This is a genomic window from Citrobacter farmeri (assembly GCF_019048065.1).
Lineage (GTDB): Bacteria > Pseudomonadota > Gammaproteobacteria > Enterobacterales > Enterobacteriaceae > Citrobacter_A > Citrobacter_A farmeri.
Map to the genome: position 1 here is coordinate 4,374,668 of NZ_CP077291.1, position 16,856 is coordinate 4,391,523.

30 protein-coding genes are annotated in these 16,856 nt (G+C 50.4%); 1 reads left to right on the plus strand and 29 read right to left on the minus strand.

The window, feature by feature from the left end:
- From rpsE to rpsJ, 19 genes are all read right to left on the minus strand, one after another.
- Positions 1–504, minus strand: a complete 504-nt coding sequence (gene rpsE / locus I6L53_RS20650; RefSeq protein ID WP_000940121.1) for a 30S ribosomal protein S5 — start codon at positions 502–504, stop codon at positions 1–3.
- Between the two features lie 14 nt (positions 505–518).
- Complete coding sequence (gene rplR, locus I6L53_RS20655) at positions 519–872, minus strand: 50S ribosomal protein L18 (protein WP_000358956.1); 354 nt, start codon at positions 870–872, stop codon at positions 519–521.
- A 9-nt stretch (positions 873–881) separates the two neighbouring features.
- Positions 882–1,415, minus strand: coding sequence for a 50S ribosomal protein L6 (rplF, locus tag I6L53_RS20660; protein ID WP_012135817.1), 534 nt, complete (start codon positions 1,413–1,415; stop codon positions 882–884).
- A gap of 12 nt (positions 1,416–1,427) precedes the next feature.
- Entirely contained in the window at positions 1,428–1,820 is a 393-nt protein-coding gene (gene rpsH / locus I6L53_RS20665; RefSeq protein WP_000062611.1) for a 30S ribosomal protein S8, read from the minus strand.
- Between the two features lie 33 nt (positions 1,821–1,853).
- The gene (gene rpsN / locus I6L53_RS20670) at positions 1,854–2,159 is read right to left on the minus strand and encodes a 30S ribosomal protein S14 (RefSeq protein ID WP_001118929.1); all 306 of its coding nucleotides are present in this window, start codon (positions 2,157–2,159) and stop codon (positions 1,854–1,856) included.
- Positions 2,160–2,173: 14 nt separating this feature from the next.
- A complete protein-coding gene (rplE, locus tag I6L53_RS20675; RefSeq protein WP_001096206.1) occupies positions 2,174–2,713 on the minus strand; it encodes a 50S ribosomal protein L5 in 540 nt (179 codons plus the stop codon).
- A 14-nt stretch (positions 2,714–2,727) separates the two neighbouring features.
- Positions 2,728–3,042 carry a 50S ribosomal protein L24 gene (rplX, locus tag I6L53_RS20680; protein WP_035894981.1) on the minus strand — a complete coding sequence of 105 codons (315 nt, stop codon included), beginning with the start codon at positions 3,040–3,042 and terminating at the stop codon, positions 2,728–2,730.
- Between the two features lie 10 nt (positions 3,043–3,052).
- Positions 3,053–3,424, minus strand: coding sequence for a 50S ribosomal protein L14 (rplN, locus tag I6L53_RS20685; protein ID WP_000613954.1), 372 nt, complete (start codon positions 3,422–3,424; stop codon positions 3,053–3,055).
- A gap of 162 nt (positions 3,425–3,586) precedes the next feature.
- Positions 3,587–3,841, minus strand: a complete 255-nt coding sequence (gene rpsQ, locus I6L53_RS20690) for a 30S ribosomal protein S17 (RefSeq protein ID WP_002438707.1) — start codon at positions 3,839–3,841, stop codon at positions 3,587–3,589.
- Positions 3,841–4,032, minus strand: a complete 192-nt coding sequence (rpmC, locus tag I6L53_RS20695; protein ID WP_000644742.1) for a 50S ribosomal protein L29 — start codon at positions 4,030–4,032, stop codon at positions 3,841–3,843. The genes rpsQ and rpmC overlap by 1 nt, the downstream gene beginning before the upstream one ends.
- Positions 4,032–4,442 (minus strand): 50S ribosomal protein L16, encoded by a 411-nt coding sequence (gene rplP / locus I6L53_RS20700; protein ID WP_000941208.1) that lies wholly within the window; start codon positions 4,440–4,442, stop codon positions 4,032–4,034. Before rplP ends, rpmC begins: the two co-directional genes overlap by 1 nt.
- 12 nt (positions 4,443–4,454) lie before the next feature.
- Positions 4,455–5,156, minus strand: a complete 702-nt coding sequence (rpsC, locus tag I6L53_RS20705; protein WP_000529945.1) for a 30S ribosomal protein S3 — start codon at positions 5,154–5,156, stop codon at positions 4,455–4,457.
- Positions 5,157–5,173: 17 nt separating this feature from the next.
- Entirely contained in the window at positions 5,174–5,506 is a 333-nt protein-coding gene (gene rplV, locus I6L53_RS20710; protein WP_000447529.1) for a 50S ribosomal protein L22, read from the minus strand.
- A 14-nt stretch (positions 5,507–5,520) separates the two neighbouring features.
- Positions 5,521–5,799 carry a 30S ribosomal protein S19 gene (gene rpsS / locus I6L53_RS20715; protein ID WP_001138117.1) on the minus strand — a complete coding sequence of 93 codons (279 nt, stop codon included), beginning with the start codon at positions 5,797–5,799 and terminating at the stop codon, positions 5,521–5,523.
- A 16-nt stretch (positions 5,800–5,815) separates the two neighbouring features.
- Positions 5,816–6,637 carry a 50S ribosomal protein L2 gene (rplB, locus tag I6L53_RS20720; RefSeq protein WP_000301864.1) on the minus strand — a complete coding sequence of 274 codons (822 nt, stop codon included), beginning with the start codon at positions 6,635–6,637 and terminating at the stop codon, positions 5,816–5,818.
- A gap of 17 nt (positions 6,638–6,654) precedes the next feature.
- Positions 6,655–6,957 carry a 50S ribosomal protein L23 gene (rplW, locus tag I6L53_RS20725; protein ID WP_000617546.1) on the minus strand — a complete coding sequence of 101 codons (303 nt, stop codon included), beginning with the start codon at positions 6,955–6,957 and terminating at the stop codon, positions 6,655–6,657.
- The gene (gene rplD, locus I6L53_RS20730) at positions 6,954–7,559 is read right to left on the minus strand and encodes a 50S ribosomal protein L4 (protein ID WP_000424395.1); all 606 of its coding nucleotides are present in this window, start codon (positions 7,557–7,559) and stop codon (positions 6,954–6,956) included. Before rplD ends, rplW begins: the two co-directional genes overlap by 4 nt.
- A gap of 10 nt (positions 7,560–7,569) precedes the next feature.
- The gene (rplC, locus tag I6L53_RS20735) at positions 7,570–8,199 is read right to left on the minus strand and encodes a 50S ribosomal protein L3 (protein ID WP_042326256.1); all 630 of its coding nucleotides are present in this window, start codon (positions 8,197–8,199) and stop codon (positions 7,570–7,572) included.
- 32 nt (positions 8,200–8,231) lie between these two features.
- The gene (gene rpsJ / locus I6L53_RS20740) at positions 8,232–8,543 is read right to left on the minus strand and encodes a 30S ribosomal protein S10 (RefSeq protein ID WP_001181005.1); all 312 of its coding nucleotides are present in this window, start codon (positions 8,541–8,543) and stop codon (positions 8,232–8,234) included.
- 377 nt (positions 8,544–8,920) lie between these two features.
- Between rpsJ and I6L53_RS20745 the strand changes: the two genes are divergently transcribed.
- Positions 8,921–9,403 carry a prepilin peptidase gene (locus I6L53_RS20745; protein ID WP_042326286.1) on the plus strand — a complete coding sequence of 161 codons (483 nt, stop codon included), beginning with the start codon at positions 8,921–8,923 and terminating at the stop codon, positions 9,401–9,403.
- On the opposite strand, the gene bfr is transcribed toward I6L53_RS20745, so the two are convergent.
- From bfr to I6L53_RS20795, 10 genes are all read right to left on the minus strand, one after another.
- Complete coding sequence (gene bfr, locus I6L53_RS20750) at positions 9,387–9,863, minus strand: bacterioferritin (protein ID WP_042326254.1); 477 nt, start codon at positions 9,861–9,863, stop codon at positions 9,387–9,389. The genes I6L53_RS20745 and bfr overlap by 17 nt on opposite strands.
- A gap of 72 nt (positions 9,864–9,935) precedes the next feature.
- Entirely contained in the window at positions 9,936–10,130 is a 195-nt protein-coding gene (gene bfd / locus I6L53_RS20755) for a bacterioferritin-associated ferredoxin (protein WP_012135433.1), read from the minus strand.
- Between the two features lie 180 nt (positions 10,131–10,310).
- Positions 10,311–11,495 (minus strand): elongation factor Tu, encoded by a 1,185-nt coding sequence (gene tuf, locus I6L53_RS20760; RefSeq protein ID WP_003031109.1) that lies wholly within the window; start codon positions 11,493–11,495, stop codon positions 10,311–10,313.
- 70 nt (positions 11,496–11,565) lie between these two features.
- Positions 11,566–13,680, minus strand: a complete 2,115-nt coding sequence (gene fusA / locus I6L53_RS20765; protein ID WP_042322790.1) for an elongation factor G — start codon at positions 13,678–13,680, stop codon at positions 11,566–11,568.
- A 96-nt stretch (positions 13,681–13,776) separates the two neighbouring features.
- Positions 13,777–14,247, minus strand: a complete 471-nt coding sequence (gene rpsG, locus I6L53_RS20770) for a 30S ribosomal protein S7 (RefSeq protein ID WP_042322792.1) — start codon at positions 14,245–14,247, stop codon at positions 13,777–13,779.
- A 96-nt stretch (positions 14,248–14,343) separates the two neighbouring features.
- The gene (rpsL, locus tag I6L53_RS20775) at positions 14,344–14,718 is read right to left on the minus strand and encodes a 30S ribosomal protein S12 (protein WP_000246815.1); all 375 of its coding nucleotides are present in this window, start codon (positions 14,716–14,718) and stop codon (positions 14,344–14,346) included.
- Between the two features lie 125 nt (positions 14,719–14,843).
- On the minus strand, positions 14,844–15,131 hold the full coding sequence (gene tusB, locus I6L53_RS20780; RefSeq protein ID WP_042322794.1) for a sulfurtransferase complex subunit TusB: 288 nt from the start codon (positions 15,129–15,131) through the stop codon (positions 14,844–14,846).
- A gap of 7 nt (positions 15,132–15,138) precedes the next feature.
- Positions 15,139–15,498: a sulfurtransferase complex subunit TusC gene (gene tusC, locus I6L53_RS20785; protein ID WP_042322795.1), complete on the minus strand. Its 360-nt coding sequence runs from the start codon at positions 15,496–15,498 to the stop codon at positions 15,139–15,141.
- Positions 15,498–15,884 (minus strand): sulfurtransferase complex subunit TusD, encoded by a 387-nt coding sequence (gene tusD / locus I6L53_RS20790; RefSeq protein WP_042322798.1) that lies wholly within the window; start codon positions 15,882–15,884, stop codon positions 15,498–15,500. Before tusD ends, tusC begins: the two co-directional genes overlap by 1 nt.
- Positions 15,884–16,606, minus strand: a complete 723-nt coding sequence (locus tag I6L53_RS20795; RefSeq protein WP_042286247.1) for a helix-turn-helix transcriptional regulator — start codon at positions 16,604–16,606, stop codon at positions 15,884–15,886. The genes tusD and I6L53_RS20795 overlap by 1 nt, the downstream gene beginning before the upstream one ends.
- Positions 16,607–16,856 lie beyond the last annotated feature (250 nt).

A 16,856-nucleotide genomic window follows, 5' to 3' on the forward strand; every position in this document is an offset into this window, starting at 1 on the left:
TTATTTCCCCAGAATTTCTTCAACGGATTTACCACGCTTGGCAGCGACCATTTCTGGAGAATTCATATTTTCCAGGCCATCAATAGTTGCACGAACCACGTTAATCGGGTTGGTGGAACCATATGCTTTAGCCAGAACGTTATGAACCCCAGCAACTTCCAGAACGGCGCGCATTGCACCACCGGCGATGATACCGGTACCTTCGGAAGCTGGCTGCATGAATACACGAGAACCCGTGTGAACACCTTTAACCGGGTGTTGCAGGGTGCCGTTGTTCAGCGCGACGTTAATCATATTGCGACGGGCTTTTTCCATCGCTTTCTGGATCGCTGCTGGAACTTCACGCGCTTTACCGTAACCAAAACCAACGCGACCGTTACCATCGCCAACAACAGTCAGAGCTGTGAAGGAGAAAATACGACCACCTTTTACGGTTTTAGATACGCGGTTTACCGCGATCAGCTTTTCCTGCAGTTCGCCAGCTTGTTTTTCGATGTGAGCCATCTTACACCTCTACCTTAGAACTGAAGGCCAGCTTCACGGGCAGCATCTGCCAGTGCCTGGACACGACCATGATATTGGAACCCGGAACGGTCAAAGGACACATCTTTGATGCCTTTTTCCAGAGCGCGTTCAGCGACAGCTTTACCCACAGCTGCAGCCGCGTCTTTGTTACCGGTGTACTTCAGTTGTTCAGCGATAGCTTTTTCTACAGTAGAAGCAGCTACCAGAACTTCAGAACCGTTCGGTGCAATTACCTGTGCGTAAATATGACGCGGGGTACGATGTACCACCAGGCGAGTTGCGCCCAGCTCTTTGAGCTTGCGGCGTGCGCGGGTCGCACGACGGATACGAGCAGATTTCTTATCCATAGTGTTACCTTACTTCTTCTTAGCCTCTTTGGTACGCACGACTTCGTCGGCGTAACGAACACCCTTGCCTTTGTAAGGCTCAGGACGACGGTAGGCACGCAGATCTGCTGCAACCTGGCCGATCACCTGCTTATCAGCGCCTTTCAGCACGATTTCAGTTTGAGTCGGACATTCTGCAGTAATCCCTGCCGGCAGTTGATGGTCAACAGGGTGTGAGAAACCTAAAGACAGGTTTACTACGTTCCCTTTAACCGCTGCACGATAACCTACACCAACCAGCTGCAGCTTCTTAGTGAAGCCTTCGGTAACACCGATAACCATTGAGTTCAGCAGGGCACGCGCGGTACCAGCCTGAGCCCAACCGTCTACGTAACCATCACGCGGACCGAAGGTCAGAGCATTATCTGCATGTTTAACTTCAACAGCATCGTTGAGAGTACGAGTCAGCTCGCCGTTTTTACCTTTGATCGTAATAACCTGACCGTTGATTTTTACATCAACGCCGGCAGGAACAACGACCGGTGCTTTAGCAACACGAGACATTTTTTCCTCCGATTAGGCTACGTAGCAGATAATTTCGCCACCAAGACCAGCCTGGCGCGCTGCACGATCAGTCATAACACCTTTAGAGGTAGAAACAACCGCGATACCCAGACCCGCCATAACTTTCGGCAGCTCATCTTTACGTTTGTAGATGCGCAGACCTGGGCGACTGACACGCTGAATGCTTTCTACAACAGCTTTACCCTGGAAATACTTAAGAGTCAGTTCCAGTTCCGGCTTGGTGTCGCCTTCAACTTTAAAATCTTCAATAAAACCTTCTTCCTTCAGCACGTTGGCAATTGCCACTTTCAGCTTGGAGGAAGGCATGGTGACCGCAGCTTTGTTCGCGGCCTGACCGTTACGGATACGGGTCAGCATATCCGCGATCGGATCTTGCATGCTCATCTGTCTTTACTCCCGTGATTCAATTGGTGACAATTACCAGCTAGCCTTTTTCAAGCCTGGTACTTCACCGCGCATAGCGGCTTCACGTAGCTTGATACGGCTCAACCCGAACTTGCCCACATAACCATGTGGACGACCTGTTTGACGGCAGCGGTTACGCTGACGAGACGGGCTGGAATCACGCGGCAGAGACTGCAGCTTAAGAACAGCGTTCCAACGATCTTCGTCGGAAGCGTTCACATCAGAGATGATCGCTTTCAGTTCAGCGCGTTTCGCGAAGTATTTATCAGCTAAAGCTACGCGTTTTACTTCGCGTGCTTTCATTGATTGCTTAGCCATTCAGTAACCCTACCTTACTTGCGGAACGGGAAGTCAAAGGCAGCCAGCAGAGCACGGCCTTCTTCGTCAGATTTCGCAGTAGTGGTAATGGTAATATCCAAACCACGAACGCGGTCGACTTTATCGTAGTCGATTTCTGGGAAGATGATCTGCTCACGGACACCCATGCTGTAGTTACCACGACCATCGAATGACTTAGCGGACAAGCCACGGAAGTCACGGATACGCGGTACAGCAATAGTGATCAGGCGCTCAAAGAACTCCCACATGCGTTCGCCACGCAGAGTTACTTTACAGCCGATCGGATAGCCCTGACGGATTTTGAAGCCTGCAACAGATTTGCGTGCTTTGGTGATCAGCGGTTTTTGACCGGAGATTGCTGTCAGGTCAGCTGCTGCGTTATCCAGCAGTTTCTTGTCAGCGATCGCTTCACCAACACCCATGTTCAGGGTGATCTTCTCGACCCGAGGGACTTGCATGACAGAATTGTAGTTAAACTCAGTCATGAGTTTATTAACTACTTCGTCTTTGTAGTAATCATGCAGTTTCGCCATCGTACTACTCCAAATTACTTGATAGTTTCGCTGTTAGACTTGAAGAAACGGACTTTTTTGCCGTCTTCGAATCTAAAGCCTACACGGTCAGCCTTACCGGTTGCCGCATTGAAGAGTGCAATGTTAGAGATCTGAATAGCTGCTTCTTTCTCTACAATGCCGCCTGGTTGGTTCAGAGCCGGAACCGGCTTCTGGTGTTTCTTAACCAGGTTGATACCTTCAACGATGACCTTGCCGGAAGACAGGACATTCTTAACTTTACCGCGTTTACCTTTATCTTTACCGGTTAACACGATAACTTCGTCATCACGACGGATTTTCGCTGCCATGATTCGCTCCTTAGAGTACTTCTGGTGCCAGAGAGATAATTTTCATGAACTTCTCGTTACGAAGCTCACGAGTTACCGGCCCAAAAATACGCGTACCGATAGGCTGCTCGCTGTTATTGTTTAAAATAACGCATGCATTACCATCGAAGCGAATGACAGAACCGTCCGGGCGACGAACACCCTTCTTGGTGCGCACCACTACCGCCTTCAGCACATCACCTTTTTTGACCTTACCACGCGGAATTGCTTCTTTGATGGTGATCTTGATGATGTCGCCTACGCCTGCGTAGCGACGGTGCGAGCCACCCAGAACCTTGATACACATTACGCGACGTGCACCGGAGTTGTCGGCGACGTTCAGCATAGTCTGTTCTTGGATCATTTTAGTGCTCCGCTAATGTCAACTACTACTGAGACCCGAAATCAGGTCGTTAAAAAAGCCCCATATCGAGGGCGCGGCATTATAACACCGCTCTCAGGATATGGGTAGAAAAAATAAACGGCCCATCGCTGAGCCGTTTATTCGTTGAGAACGCGTACTGTATTACAGAACCGCTTTCTCTACAACGCGAACCAGCGTCCAGGACTTAGTCTTGGACAGCGGACGGCATTCACGGATTTCAACCTTGTCACCGATACCGCATTCGTTGTTCTCGTCATGTACGTGCAGTTTGGTCGTACGCTTAATGAATTTACCGTAGATCGGGTGTTTCACAAAACGTTCGATAGCAACAACAATGGATTTCTCCATTTTGTCGCTAACAACGCGACCTTGCAGAGTACGGATTTTATCGGTCATTACGCACCCGCCTTCTCAGTCAGTAAAGTCTTAACGCGTGCGACATCACGACGCACTTGCTTCAACAGGTGAGACTGTTGCAGCTGGCCACTTGCAGCCTGCATACGCAGGTTGAACTGCTCACGCAGCAGATTCAGCAGCTCGGTGTTCAGCTCTTCAACACTCTTCTCACGCAGCTCTTTTGCTTTCATTACATCACCGTCTTAGTTACAAAGGTGGTTTTAATCGGCAGTTTCGCTGCTGCCAGCTTGAATGCTTCACGGGCCAGCTCTTCCGGTACGCCGTCCATTTCATACAGGACTTTACCCGGCTGAATCAAGGCAACCCAATACTCCACGTTACCTTTACCTTTACCCATACGCACTGCCAGCGGCTTTTCAGTGATCGGTTTGTCCGGGAATACACGGATCCAGATCTTACCTTGACGCTTAACTGCACGGGTCATAGCACGACGTGCTGCTTCGATCTGACGGGCAGTCAGACGACCACGGCCAACAGCTTTCAGACCGAAGCTGCCGAAGCTAACATCCGCGCCAGCAGCCAGACCGCGGTTACGGCCTTTGTGCATTTTACGGAATTTTGTACGCTTTGGTTGTAACATCAGCGACGCTCCTTATTTACGGCCTTTACGCTGCTGCTTTTTAGGTTGAGCAGCCGGTTTTTCCGGTTGTTCAACAGCAGCCATACCACCCAGGATCTCGCCTTTGAAGATCCATACCTTAACGCCGATTACACCGTAAGTGGTGTGCGCTTCAGAGGTGTTGTAGTCAATGTCAGCACGCAGAGTGTGCAGCGGTACGCGACCTTCGCGGTACCATTCGGTACGTGCGATTTCCGCGCCGCCCAGACGGCCGCTAACTTCAACTTTAATCCCTTTAGCGCCCAGACGCATGGCGTTCTGTACAGCACGCTTCATCGCACGACGGAACATAACACGACGTTCCAGCTGTGAAGTGATGCTGTCAGCAACCAGTTTTGCGTCCAGTTCAGGCTTACGAACTTCGGCGATATTGATCTGTGCAGGAACGCCAGCGATATCCGCCACGACCTTACGCAGTTTTTCTACGTCTTCACCTTTCTTACCGATAACGATACCCGGGCGAGCAGTGTGAATAGTCACACGGATGCTCTTAGCCGGACGCTCGATAACGATACGAGATACGGACGCTTTAGCCAGTTCCTTAGTCAGGTACTGACGTACTTTAAAATCGCTGTCCAGGTTGTCAGCGAATTCTTTGGTGTTCGCAAACCAGGTAGAGTTCCATGGTTTTACAATACCCAGGCGAATACCATTAGGATGTACTTTCTGACCCATTGCTAGTCTCCAGAGTCTCAGCGATCGGACACAACCACAGTGATGTGGCTGGTGCGCTTCAGGATGCGATCTGCACGACCTTTTGCACGCGGCATAATGCGCTTCATGCTCGGGCCTTCGTCTACGAAAATTTTCGTAACTTTCAGATCGTCAATGTCAGCGCCATCGTTGTGTTCAGCGTTAGCAATGGCAGATTCCAGTACCTTCTTGACCAGTACAGCCGCTTTCTTATTGGTGTAGGTCAGAATATCCAGAGCCTGCGACACTTTCTTACCGCGAATCAGGTCAGCAACAAGGCGAACCTTCTGAGCAGAAGAACGAGCATGGCGATGTTTAGCGATAGTTTCCATCTCTTCCTCCTACCTTATTTCTTCTTCGCTTTTTTATCAGCAGCGTGGCCGCGATAAGTACGAGTCGGTGCGAATTCACCCAGTTTGTGACCGACCATTTCATCGGTTACGAATACTGGAACGTGCTGACGACCATTATGGACAGCGATGGTCAAACCGATCATGTTAGGAAAGATCGTTGAACGACGGGACCAAGTGCGCAGGGGCTTCTTGTCTCCGCTTTCCACCGCTTTCTCTACCTTCTTCAGCAAGTGCAGGTCAATAAAAGGACCTTTCTTGAGAGAACGTGGCATGGCTTATCCTCTAAAATTATTTGCTACGGCGACGTACGATGAATTTATCAGTACGCTTGTTGCTGCGGGTCTTTTTACCTTTGGTTTGAACGCCCCACGGAGTTACCGGGTGCTTACCAAAGTTACGACCTTCACCACCACCATGTGGGTGATCGACTGGGTTCATCGCGGTACCGCGAACGGTCGGACGAACACCACGCCAGCGTGCAGCACCTGCTTTACCCAGAACGCGCAGCATATGCTCAGCATTGCCAACTTCGCCCAGAGTTGCACGGCAGTCTGCTTCGACTTTACGCATTTCACCAGAACGCAGACGCAGGGTGACATAAGCACCATCACGCGCAACGATCTGAACGTAAGTACCAGCGGAACGTGCCAGCTGACCGCCTTTACCTGGTTTCATTTCTACGTTATGAACGGTAGAACCAACCGGGATATTGCGCATCGGCAGGGTGTTGCCTGGTTTGATTGCAGCATCAACGCCAGATTGGATCTGGTCGCCAGCTTTCAGGCCTTTAGGGGCCAGGATGTAACGGCGCTCACCGTCTTTGTACAGAACCAGCGCGATGTTCGCGGAACGGTTCGGATCGTACTCAAGACGTTCAACAACTGCCGGAATACCATCTTTGTTGCGTTTGAAATCAACAATACGGTACGCCTGCTTGTGGCCACCACCGATATGACGAGTGGTGATACGGCCATTGTTGTTACGACCACCGGATTTGCTGTTTTTTTCCAGCAACGGAGCAAAAGGTTTGCCCTTGTGCAGCTCAGGGTTAACCACTTTAACGACGTGGCGACGACCCGGAGATGTCGGTTTACATTTAACAACTGCCATTGTATTACTCCTCCGACTTACTCAGCGCCGCCAACGAAGTCCAGATTCTGGCCTTCTTTCAGGGTGACGTAAGCTTTTTTCCAGTCGCTACGACGACCGATACGCTGTCCGTGACGTTTAACTTTCCCTTTAACAACCAGGGTGTTAACGACTTCGACTTCGACTTCAAACAGTTTCTGCACAGCAGCTTTGATCTCTGCTTTGGTCGCGTCTTTAGCAACTTTGAGAACGATGGTGTTAGTTTTTTCCATCGCAGTAGACGCTTTTTCAGAAACGTGCGGTGCACGCAGCACCTTCAGCAGACGTTCTTCACGAATCATGCCAGCATCTCCTCAACTTGCTTAACAGCATCAGCAGTCATTACGACTTTGTCGAAGGCGATCAGGCTAACCGGGTCGATACCAGTTGCATCGCGTACGTCAACCTTATGCAGGTTGCGCGCAGCCAGGAACAGGTTTTCGTCCAGCTCACCGGTGATGATCAGCACATCTTCCAGAGCCATGTCTTTCAGTTTCTGTGCCAGCAGCTTAGTTTTCGGCGCTTCAACAGAGAACTTCTCGACAACGATCAGACGATCCTGACGTACCAGTTCGGACAGAATGCTTTTCAGCGCGCCGCGGTACATCTTCTTGTTAACTTTTTGACTGTGGTCCTGCGGGCGAGCAGCGAAGGTCACGCCACCGGAACGCCAGATCGGGCTCTTGATAGAACCTGAACGCGCACGGCCGGTACCTTTCTGGCGCCACGGCTTTTTGCCGGAACCAGTTACTTCAGCACGAGTCTTCTGAGCACGAGTACCCTGACGAGCACCAGCTGCATAAGCAACAACAACCTGGTGAACCAGCGCTTCGTTGAAATCACGACCGAAGGTAGTTTCGGAAACAGTCAGCGCGCTCTGCGCGTCTTTCAATACTAATTCCATTGCTATCCCCTTACGCCTTCACAGCTGGTTTAACGATCAGGTCGCTGCCGGTTGCACCCGGGACAGCACCTTTAACCAGCAGCAGGTTGCGCTCAGCGTCAACACGTACTACGTCCAGGCTCTGAACGGTTACACGTTCGTTACCCAGCTGACCTGCCATCTTCTTGCCTTTGAACACTTTGCCCGGAGTCTGGTTCTGACCGATAGAACCCGGAACACGGTGAGACAAGGAGTTACCGTGGGTCGCGTCCTGGGTACGGAAGTTCCAGCGCTTAACGGTACCAGCGAAACCTTTACCTTTAGAGGTGCCGGTTACGTCAACTTTTTTAACTTCAGCAAACAGTTCTACGCTAATGCTCTGACCAACGGTGAATTCTTCACCTTCAGCCAGACGGAACTCCCACAGGCCGCGGCCAGCTTCAACGCCAGCTTTAGCGAAATGGCCAGCTTCCGGCTTAGTTACACGGTTAGCTTTTTTAGCACCAGTGGTAACCTGAACAGCACGATAGCCATCGTTAGCCAGGTCTTTAACCTGAGTAACACGGTTTGCTTCAACTTCGATTACGGTTACTGGGATAGATACGCCATCTTCAGTGAAGATGCGGGTCATACCCACTTTTTTACCGACTAAACCAATCATTGTATCAACCTCTCAATCGCTCGATGACCTGATTAACCCAGGCTGATCTGCACGTCTACACCGGCAGCCAGGTCCAGACGCATCAGAGCATCAACGGTTTTCTCGGTTGGCTCAACGATGTCAACCAGACGCTTGTGAGTGCGGATTTCGTACTGATCGCGCGCGTCTTTGTTAACGTGCGGAGAGATCAGAACAGTGAAGCGCTCTTTGCGGGTCGGCAGCGGGATCGGACCGCGAACCTGCGCACCAGTGCGCTTGGCAGTCTCGACGATTTCCGCGGTTGATTGATCGATCAGACGATGATCAAACGCTTTAAGGCGGATACGGATTCTTTGGTTCTGCATGAGACCAGAGCTCCAATTATTTTATAAACGAAAATGATTACTCCTCAGACCCATTACGATTGATGGGAGAGTGTAACCGTTCTTACGTAGCCCCCCGATTGGGAGCATTGTTAGATAGCCAAATCGGCTATCCGAGGTTCAAATCGAACCTGCCGTCGATTAAGACAAGCCCGCGCATTATACGCAAATATCAGACTGAAGCAAGTGTCGCGTAGATATTAATCACTTCGTCCGGAATGCGAACAGGGTTCCAGGATTTAATGCAGCGAATGAAACGCGGCAATTGCGCAGGAAAGTCGCTCGCAAGACTCATAACGGCAGCTTGCTCCATTTTCAGCCTTCTTTAAAGTGGCGACATGATTAATGGAGGATAGATGATGGCCATCGCCCTGCCCTTTCTGCTGCTGTACACCACATTGTCTTTGTTTCTTAGCTTCTGCGATGTGCGTCGCGGACAACTTCCGGACCGGTTTACCTGTCCGTTGCTGTGGGGCGGATTCCTCTTTCACTTGTGTATCATCCCGACGCAACTTGCAGATGCCGTATGGGGTGCCATCGCTGGGTATGCCAGTTTTGCCTTTATCTACTGGAGCTATTGGCTTGTCCGCAGAAGAGAAGGGCTCGGCTATGGTGATGTGAAATTCCTTGCTGCGCTGGGAGCCTGGCATGGGTGGATGTCTTTACCCTTTTTAGTTTGTTGGGCTGCACTACTGGCGTGTTCTGGTATCGCGGCATTGGGGATTGTTTATGGAAAGTCGGCATTAAAAAACCCGCTGCCTTTTGGGCCATTTCTGGCGGCTGCGGGTTTCATCACCGGATGTTACCGTTTCACTTCTGAAGCGATTAACTGGTCACTTTAATTTGCGACTGCAGGTAATTCTGCAGGCCTATTTTCGAAATGAGATCCAGTTCTGTCTCCAGCCAGTCGATATGGCCTTCTTCATCCGCGAGGATTTCGATCATCATATCCCGACTGACATAATCATGGACGGTGTCAGCATAGGCGATCGCTTCACGTAAGTTTTTCGCCCCTTCAAGTTCTAATCGGAGATCGGACTGCAGCATCTCTTCAACGTCTTCGCCAATCCCCAACTTACCGAGATCCTGTAGGTTCGGAATCCCTTCCAGGAACAAAATACGCTCAATATATTTATCAGCGTGTTTCATTTCATCGATGGATTCATGGTATTCGACGTCATTGAGGCGCGTCAGCCCCCAATTTTTGAACATACGTGCATGGAGAAAATACTGGTTGATCGCGACAAGCTCATTTCCCAATAGTTTATTGAGATAATTTATGATTTTAACATCACCTTTCATTTTATAGTCCCTCCGCTTCCACTCTCCAGAGCATAGATGGGGCTACAGGGATGTCAAAAAAAAGAGTGTGACTCAGGCGATCTCTTTAAATTCTGGCATTTGCATTAACTCATCCTGCATCACTTCGCGTGCTGCCCGAACGCATTTACCGCATTGATTTCCCACAGGAATAAACTTGCGTAACTGTTGAAAGGATTGAGGATGAAACTGACGTACTGCCTGGCGAATTTTTTTATCACTCACACCATTACACAAACAAACGTACATGATCGCTCCCGTTCAATTTCTGCGCAAAGTGTAAATGAGAATAGTTATGATTACAATAGCACAATTCTCTCTACGTAACGGGAACCGGGTAAAAATTGCGAATAAATGTGACAGCCGAATCACAGGTAGCAAAAAGGGCGCCGAAGCGCCCTTTTTAAGTGCAAAACTAATGAGTAATAATTAGCTCATTACTTTAGCAACAACGCCCGCACCAACAGTACGGCCGCCTTCACGGATTGCGAAACGCAGACCGTCGTCCATCGCGATCGGGTGGATCAGGGTAACAACCATTTTGATGTTGTCGCCCGGCATAACCATCTCAACACCTTCCGGCAGTTCGATGGTGCCAGTCACGTCAGTTGTACGGAAGTAGAACTGCGGACGGTAGCCTTTGAAGAACGGAGTATGACGGCCGCCTTCGTCTTTGGACAGAATGTACACTTCAGATTCGAACTTGGTGTGCGGCTTGATGGAACCCGGCTTAGCCAGTACCTGACCACGTTCGATTTCTTCACGTTTGATACCACGCAGCAGAACACCTACGTTCTCACCAGCACGGCCTTCGTCCAGCAGTTTGCGGAACATTTCAACGCCAGTACAGGTAGACTTGGCAGTCTCTTTGATACCAACGATTTCAACTTCTTCGCCCACTTTGATGATACCGCGCTCTACACGACCGGTAACAACGGTACCACGACCAGAGATGGAGAATACGTCTTCGATCGGCAGCAGGAACGGCTTGTCAATCGCACGCTCTGGTTCCGGGATGTAAGAATCCAGGAAGCCTGCCAGTTCGATGATTTTCGCTTCCCACTCTGCTTCGCCTTCCAGCGCTTTCAGAGCAGAACCACGAACGATCGGCGTGTCGTCGCCCGGGAAATCGTACTGAGACAGCAGTTCACGAACTTCCATCTCTACCAGTTCCAGCAGCTCTTCGTCATCAACCATGTCGCATTTGTTCAGGAACACGATGATGTACGGAACGCCTACCTGACGACCCAGCAGGATGTGCTCACGAGTCTGCGGCATCGGGCCGTCAGTCGCAGCAACAACCAGGATCGCGCCGTCCATCTGCGCAGCACCGGTGATCATGTTTTTAACATAGTCGGCGTGGCCCGGGCAGTCTACGTGCGCGTAGTGGCGAGTCGGGGTGTCATATTCAACGTGAGAAGTGTTGATGGTGATACCACGAGCTTTTTCTTCCGGCGCGTTATCGATCTGATCGAATGCGCGAGCAGCACCGCCGTAGGTTTTAGCCAGTACGGTAGTGATGGCAGCAGTCAGGGTAGTTTTACCGTGGTCAACGTGGCCGATGGTGCCGACGTTAACGTGCGGTTTTGTACGTTCAAATTTTTCTTTAGACACGGCTATATTCCTTACTATAGCGCTCTCCCCTTATGGAGAGAGCACGGGACTTAGGTTTTAATCCTGTGGATTATTTACCACGGGCTTCGATTACGGCCTGAGCAACGTTGTTCGGTGCATCATCATACTTCAGGAATTCCATAGTATACGATGCGCGACCTTTGGTCAGAGAACGCAGCTGAGTTGCATATCCGAACATTTCAGACAGCGGAACTTCAGCGTGGATCTTAACGCCAGTGACTTCGGATTCCTGACCGCGCAGCATACCGCGACGACGGCTCAAGTCACCGATAACATCACCGGTATTTTCTTCCGGCGTTTCTACCTCAACCTTCATGATTGGCTCAAGCAGAACTGGTTTAGCTTTCTTAAAGCCTTCTTTAAAGGCAATAGACGCAGCCAGTTTAAACGCCAGTTCAGAGGAGTCAACGTCATGGTAAGAACCGAAGTGCAGACGAACACCCATATCAACAACCGGGTAACCTGCCAGCGGACCGGCTTTCAGCTGCTCCTGGATACCTTTATCAACGGCCGGGATGTATTCGCCAGGGATTACACCACCTTTAATGTCGTTGATGAACTCGTAGCCTTTCGGGTTAGAACCCGGCTCCAGCGGGTACATGTCGATAACAACATGACCATACTGACCGCGACCACCAGACTGTTTGGCGTGTTTACCTTCGATATCGGTAACTTTCGCACGAATCGCTTCGCGGTAAGCAACCTGAGGTTTACCCACATTCGCTTCAACGTTGAATTCACGCTTCATACGGTCAACGATGATATCGAGGTGCAGTTCACCCATACCGGCGATAATGGTCTGGTTAGATTCTTCGTCAGTCCATACGCGGAATGACGGGTCTTCTTTAGCCAGACGGCCCAGAGCCAGACCCATTTTTTCCTGGTCAGCTTTGGTTTTCGGTTCTACGGCGATAGAGATTACCGGCTCAGGGAACTCCATACGCTCCAGAATGATCGGCGCATCCGGGTCACACAATGTGTCACCAGTGGTTACGTCTTTCAGACCGATTGCAGCAGCGATGTCGCCCGCGCGAACTTCTTTGATCTCTTCACGCTTGTTAGCGTGCATCTGAACGATACGACCGAAACGCTCACGTGCAGCTTTCACGGAGTTCAGTACAGTATCACCAGAATTAACCACACCGGAATACACACGGAAGAAGGTCAGGTTACCTACGAACGGGTCGGTAGCGATTTTGAATGCCAGTGCAGAGAAAGGCTCTTCGTCGCTAGCGTGACGCTCAGCAGGTGTATCCTTACCGTCGTCCAGGATACCGTTGATCGCAGGTACGTCAACCGGGGATGGCAGGTAATCAATTACCGCATCCAGCATCGCCTGAACACCTTTGTTCTTAAATGCAGAACCACAGGTTACCAGGATGATTTCGTTGTTCAGAACACGCTGACGCAGAGCTTTTTTGATCTCTTCTTCAGTCAGTTCTTCACCACCCAGGTATTTCTCCATCAGCTCTTCAGAAGCTTCCGCAGCGGACTCGATCAGGTTCTGGTGCCATTCTTCAGCCAGTTCCTGCATGTCAGCCGGGATATCTTCGTAAGTGAAGGTAACGCCTGCATCTGCTTCGTTCCAGTTGATGGCTTTCATTTTCACCAGGTCAACAACACCGGTGAACGCTTCTTCAGCGCCAATTGCCAGCTGCAGCGGAACAGGGTTCGCGCCCAGACGGGTTTTGATCTGACCAACAACTTTCAGGAAGTTCGCACCCATACGGTCCATTTTGTTAACGAACGCAATGCGCGGAACTTTATATTTGTTTGCCTGACGCCATACGGTTTCAGACTGCGGCTGAACACCACCAACTGCGCAGTAAACCATTACCGCACCATCAAGAACACGCATGGAACGTTCTACTTCGATTGTGAAGTCAACGTGCCCCGGGGTGTCGATGATATTTACGCGATGCGGTTCATACTGCTTAGCCATACCAGACCAGAATGCAGTAGTCGCTGCGGAAGTGATAGTAATACCACGTTCCTGCTCCTGCTCCATCCAGTCCATGGTGGCCGCGCCGTCATGAACTTCACCGATTTTATGGTTTACACCGGTGTAGAACAGAATACGTTCGGTAGTAGTGGTTTTACCGGCGTCGATGTGCGCACTGATACCGATGTTACGGTAGCGTGCGATGGGTGTTGTACGAGCCATTTGATTCCTCGTTTATCTTTTAGGCGTTCAATTTAAGTAGCCCAAAGCGGGCTGCTTACTGGAAGCGCCCGCCTGGTGACTAAAACTCCGAAGGGATTACCAACGGTAGTGTGCGAACGCCTTGTTGGCTTCTGCCATACGGTGAACGTCTTCACGTTTCTTAACTGCAGTACCTTTGTTGTCTGCAGCATCAGAAAGTTCGTTCGCCAGGCGCAGAGCCATGGATTTATCACCGCGTTTACGAGCAGCTTCAACGATCCAACGCATTGCCAGGGCATTACGACGAACCGGACGGACTTCAACTGGTACCTGATAAGTAGAACCACCAACGCGGCGAGACTTAACTTCAACAGTCGGGCGCACGTTTTCGAGAGCTACTTCGAAAGCTTCCAGTTCAGATTTACCAGAACGCTGAGCCAGGGTCTCCAGCGCGCTGTATACGATTGTTTCGGCAGTAGATTTTTTACCATCTACCATCAGGATATTTACAAATTTAGCCAGCAGTTCTGATCCGAACTTCGGATCCGGCAGAATTTTACGCTGACCAATGACGCGACGACGTGGCATGGAAATACTCCGTTGTTAATTCAGGATTGTCCAAAACTCTACGAGTTTAGTTTGACATTTAAGTTAAAACGTTTGGCCTTACTTAACGGAGAACCATTAAGCCTTAGGACGCTTCACGCCATACTTGGAGCGAGCTTGCTTACGGTCTTTAACGCCGGAGCAGTCAAGCGCACCGCGTACGGTGTGGTAACGAACACCCGGGAGGTCTTTAACACGACCGCCACGGATCAGGATCACGGAGTGCTCCTGCAGGTTGTGACCTTCACCACCGATGTAGGAAGTCACTTCGAAACCGTTAGTCAGACGAACACGGCATACTTTACGCAGTGCGGAGTTCGGTTTTTTAGGAGTGGTAGTATATACACGAGTACATACACCACGTTTTTGCGGGCATGCTTCCAGCGCAGGCACGTTGCTTTTTGCAACTTTGCGAGCGCGTGGTTTGCGTACCAGCTGGTTAACTGTTGCCATTAAATAGCTCCTGGTTTTAGCTTTTGCTTCGTAAACACGTAATAAAACGACCTCATACAATATGAGGACGCCGAATTTTAGGGCGGTGTCGAAAAGGTGTCAAGAAATATACAACGATCACACAATCACCAGGCCATCTGGCTGGTGTGCTTAACCGTAAGTCTGACGAAGTCAGTATAGTCAACCCTGACGACACTGTCTGAAATTTGACCACCCAAACCGCGAGCTTCAATGTCTTCTTTCAGTGCGTATACCGTTATGGGGGCGTTTTGCAGGCTTTCAAGGAAGCGACTGCCTTCTACTGCGGCGGTGACGCCGTCCTGGAGCAATAAAAGTTCATCGCCTTCTGCGAGCAGACGCAAGATAGCAGAGAAATCAGAGCACCACGCGGAGCGGTGTAAAGTATGCAGCATGAGAACCTCAGAACCTCAGGATGACATCGTAGTTGCCCAATTCACGACGCAGCGCGTCAGGCTCCAGCGGTGTCGCATCAACGACAAAACTAACGCCCTCCCCGAGTCCCCGTTCGCGCAGAGAAGCGGCGCATAACCAGCATTGTTCGATATCGTACAACCCCAGTAATTTGAAGGTCGCAATATAGTCACGCGCCAGAATGATATTCGGCTGTTGTCCCTGCAGGATCTGAAAGACACCATCACTAATAAAGAAGACGCCAGGGTCTTCGGTTAACGCCGAGGTAGCCAGCAATGCGTCCAGCCCTTCACGGCCAGATGCGCTACCGTGCGGCATTGTGGAAAAGACAAAAGCAATACGTTTCATCAGAACTGCACCACGCGATCGCAGGTCAGTGAGGCTTGCGCAAGCGCGCCCAGTCCGCTGAGAGTAAAACCCGATTGCAGATTAGCCGACGCCAGCCCAAGTCTACCCGCCTCAGTTTCATCAACCACGCCGCGACGCAGTGCCGCCGCCACACAGATGTTCAGCTCAACGCCATGCTGTGTATTCATTTGTTGCCAGGCCCGGACCAGATCAAATTCATCACTGGCCGGAGAGGTCAGTTGGTTGGCGTTATATACCCCTTCTCGATAGAAAAAGACGCTACTTAACGTATGGCCTTCTTCAATCAGCGCCTGAGCAAACTGCAATGCACTGCTCGCCTGCTGGGTACCATACGCTGGACCGGTAACCACAATGGCAAAACGCATTACTTATCCTGCCCCTGGAAGTCACCACTTTTGAACTGGCGAATATAAAGGTACACGGTGTGCTTGGAAATATTCAGACGATCGGCAACCTGGTTGATCGCATCCTTAATATCGAAGATGCCTTTCTCATACAGATTCAGAACGATCTGGCGGTTTTTGGCATTGTTGGAGACATTACGATCGGCGTTCACCTCTTCAATGGTGAACTCCAGCGTCTGCGTCACAAGGTCTTCGACAGAAGAGGCAAAGTTAACAGACGATCCCACTTCCGGGGTCTCCGGGGGAATAAAGGTATTCATGATCTGCGAGAACGGGACATCAAGGTTCATGTTGATGCACAGCAGACCAATCACGCGATGCTCGCGATTGCGAATGGCAATCGTCACTGACTTCATCAGAACGCCGCTTTTCGCACGGGTAAAATAGCATTTGGAAACGCTGCTATCTGCACCAGTCATATCATGCAGCATCCGCAACGCAAGGTCAGTAATCGGCGAACCGATTTTACGCCCCGTATGTTCACCATTGGCAATGCGAATGGCGGAACACTTCAAATCCTGCAAAGAGTGCAATACGATTTCACAGTGAGAACCAATGAGCATCGCTAACCCGTCCACCACCGCTTCGTAGGATTTCAGAATATCAAAGTCGGTTTGATCGAAAGGACGTTGATCCAGTAAGTCGAGCTCACTGGTTTCGTTGGTTAAAAGCGACCTGGACATGAAAAAAAACACTCCTTTTCAGGAGCCTGTCGTTATGTTTTCAGGGCAGGCTCATTAATTTCGTGGATGGTTAAATTAATACAGAGGGGCTTCCACTTTCCACTATTAATTATACACGTCATCCTTCAGGCTGCCTCTGCGTTGGTTGCGCTCGTTCACCCCAGTCACGTACTTATGTACGCTCCAGAGGATTCACACCCTTACCGCCTTGATGCAACTTGAATGATTATTGTGTATGTATCTGGCTGGC